This is a genomic window from Streptomyces sp. NPDC048248 (assembly GCF_043201875.1).
GTDB lineage: Bacteria > Actinomycetota > Actinomycetes > Streptomycetales > Streptomycetaceae > Streptomyces.
In genome coordinates, this window is record NZ_JBICZL010000050.1 from 1 (window position 1) to 3,078 (window position 3,078).

A 3,078-nucleotide genomic window follows, 5' to 3' on the forward strand; every position below is an offset into this window, starting at 1 on the left:
CGGCGTCGTCGTCGTGATCAGGTGGTGGCGGATTCCTGGCGTTATCGGGTGTCGTGGAAGTCGTTGCCGGATGTGAAGGCGGGTGTCGCGTCGGGTGCCTGGCTGCTGGTGGTGCCTGCCGAATGCCCGGAGGCGGGTCAGGTCGCCGAGGCACTACGCGCACAGGGCATGACCCTCCACACCCTCGAAATCGACGAGTCCGACGCCGGACGCGAAATTCTCGCCTCGCGCCTGCGGGAAAGCCTGGAGGGTGACGCCCCGGTTGGTGTGCTGTCCCTGCTGGCGGGGGTCGAAGGCGCACACCCGGGATGCCCCGACCTGCCGGCCGGCCTCGGACTCACCCTGACCCTCATCCAGGCACTGGGTGATGCCGGTATCGAAGCCCCCCTCTGGCTCGTCACCCGGAGTGCCGTCGCGACCGGCAGCACCGACCAGCTGGACAGCCCCGCCCAGGCCGCCGTGTGGGGCCTGGGGCGAGTGGCCGCCCTCGAACACCCGCAGCGCTGGGGCGGCATGATCGACCTCCCCGACAGACTCGACCGGCGCGGTGCCGCACTGCTGTGCGCGGCCCTGAGCGGGCTCGACGACGAGGACCAGCTCGCCGTACGCGGCAACCGCCTGCTCGTGCGCCGACTGGTGCGGTCCTCGCCGGCCGCGGCGGACCTCGTCCCGGCCTGGACACCACGCGGCACCGTACTGATCACCGGCGGCACCGGCGGTATCGGTGGCCAGATAGCCCGATGGCTGGCCGGCCGTGGTGCGGAGCACCTGGTGCTCACCAGTCGCAGCGGGCCGGCGGCCCCCGGCGCGGAGCAGCTGAGGGCCGAACTCACCGCACTCGGTGCCCGGGTCACCATCGCCGCCTGCGACGTGACCGACCGCGACGCCCTGGCCGCGCTGGTCCGGGAGGTGGAGGCCGACGGCCCGCGGATCCGCACCGTGATGCACATCGCCGGCGCGGGCGTCCTCGTGCCGCTCGCCGACACGGATCTTCTGGAGTTCTCCGACACGGCCCACGCGAAGATCGTCGGCGCGGCCAACCTGGACGCCGTCTTCGACCGGTCGACACTGGACGACTTCGTCCTCTTCTCCTCCATATCGGCGGTCTGGGGAAGCGGCGACCACGGCGCGTACGCCGCGGCCAACGCCTACCTCGACGGCCTCGCCGAACAGCGGCGGGCCCGGGGCCTCGCCGGGACCTCGGTGGTCTGGGGTATCTGGAGCCCCGAGGACGGCGGCGGCATGGCCGCCAACCTCGCCGAGGAGCAGCTGCGCGGGCGCGGCATTCCCTTCATGTCGCCGAGGCTGGCCATCAACGCCTTCCAGCAGGTCATGGACCGCGACGAGAGCGTGGTGGTGGTCGCGGACATCGACTGGGAACGGTTCGTCCCCGTCTTCACCTCGGCCCGCCCCAGCCCACTGCTGAGCGAGGTGCCCGAGGTCGCCAGGATCCTGGCGACCGAAGCCGCTCCGCCAGAGACCGGCGGCGACGACTCCTCGGTACGCCTGCGACTGACCGGACTGTCTGCCGGGGAACGGCAGCGCGCACTCTCCGAGTTGGTGTGCACCCAGATCGCCTCGGTGCTCGGATATCCCGGCCCGGCGGCGGTCGATGAGTCACGGGCATTTCGGGAATTGGGATTCGACTCGCTGAGCGCTGTCGACCTCCGCAACCGCCTCAGCGCGGCGACCGGTCTGCGCCTGCCCGTCACAGTGGTGTTCGACTACCCCCGGGCCCGCGCTCTGGCCGAGCACATCGGCGCCATGCTCTTCCCCGACCAGGGCCCCGCGGCCACGGCGGACCCTGCGGAAGCAGAAGTCCGGCAGCTGTTGAATTCCGTTCCGCTGTTCCGACTTCAGGAGTCCGGCCTGCTCGGCGAACTGCGCAAGCTTGCCGAATCTCCCGACTCCGATTCCGCCGCGGCATGCGGCGATTCCACGGATTCCATCGACGAACTGGACGTCGACGGACTGATCCGCATGGCGTACGACAACAATGACCTCTGAAGAGACTCGAAAAGCGGAGCACAAGATGACTAGCGCCGATGACAAAATTGTGGGAGCGCTGCGTGAGTCTCTGAAGGAGACCGAGCGGCTGCGGCGGGCAAACCAAGAGCTCACCGCGTCGGCCCGAGAGCCGATCGGCATTGTGGCCATGAGTTGCCGCTACCCCGGCGCCGATTCCCCCGAGGAATTGTGGGATCTGGTCGCAGAACGCAAGGACGCCATCTCCGCATTCCCCGCGAACCGTGGCTGGGACCTCGACGGCCTCTACGACCCGGACCCCGACCGCCAGGGAAAGATCTACGCGACCGAGGGCGGTTTCCTGCACGACGCCGACCGGTTCGACCCCGCCTTCTTCGGTATATCGCCGCGTGAGGCGACCGCGATGGACCCCCAGCAGCGGCTGCTGCTGGAGACCTCGTGGGAAGCCTTCGAACGGGCCGGCATCGCCCCCTCCACACTGCACGGCAGCAAGGTCGGTCTCTTCGTCGGTGCCGCCTACCAGGGCTGGGGCATCAACTACCAGGACGTCCCGGAGGGCGTTCAGGGCCACCTGGTGACCGGCATGTCGACAAGTGTCATCTCCGGTCGGGTCTCGTACACCCTCGGGCTCGAGGGCCCCGCAGTCACGGTCGACACGGCGTGTTCGTCGTCGCTCGTGGCCCTGCACCTCGCCGTCCAGTCCCTTCGCCAGGGCGACTGCTCGATGGCCATGGTCGGAGGAACGGCGGTGATGGCCGATCCGCTCGGCCTGGTCGGCTTCAGCCGCCAGCGGGGGCTGGCCCAGGACGGCCGTTGCAAGGCATTCGGCGAGCGCGCGGACGGCATGGGTCTCGGTGAAGGCGTCGGTGTGCTCTTGCTGGAGCGGCTGTCGGAGGCGCGGCGCAACGGGCATCCGGTGCTGGCCGTGGTGCGGGGCAGTGCGATCAATCAGGACGGTGCGAGCAACGGCCTCAGCGCGCCCAACGGCCCCTCCCAACAGCGGGTGATCCGGGCGGCGTTGGCCGATGCGCGGCTGAAGCCGGAGCAGGTGGCGGTGGTGGAGGCGCACGGTACGGGTACGACGCTGGGTGA

2 protein-coding genes are annotated in these 3,078 nt (G+C 69.9%); both read left to right on the plus strand.

The genetic code is table 11. The features are described from left to right. A partial coding sequence (locus ACGFZW_RS38865) for a beta-ketoacyl reductase (protein WP_393898058.1) occupies positions 1 to 2,007 on the plus strand: 2,007 nt, incomplete at its 5' end. 25 nt (positions 2,008 to 2,032) lie between these two features. Beyond that, positions 2,033 to 3,078: beta-ketoacyl synthase N-terminal-like domain-containing protein (locus ACGFZW_RS38870; protein WP_393898059.1), on the plus strand; the 1,046-nt coding region annotated here is incomplete at its 3' end.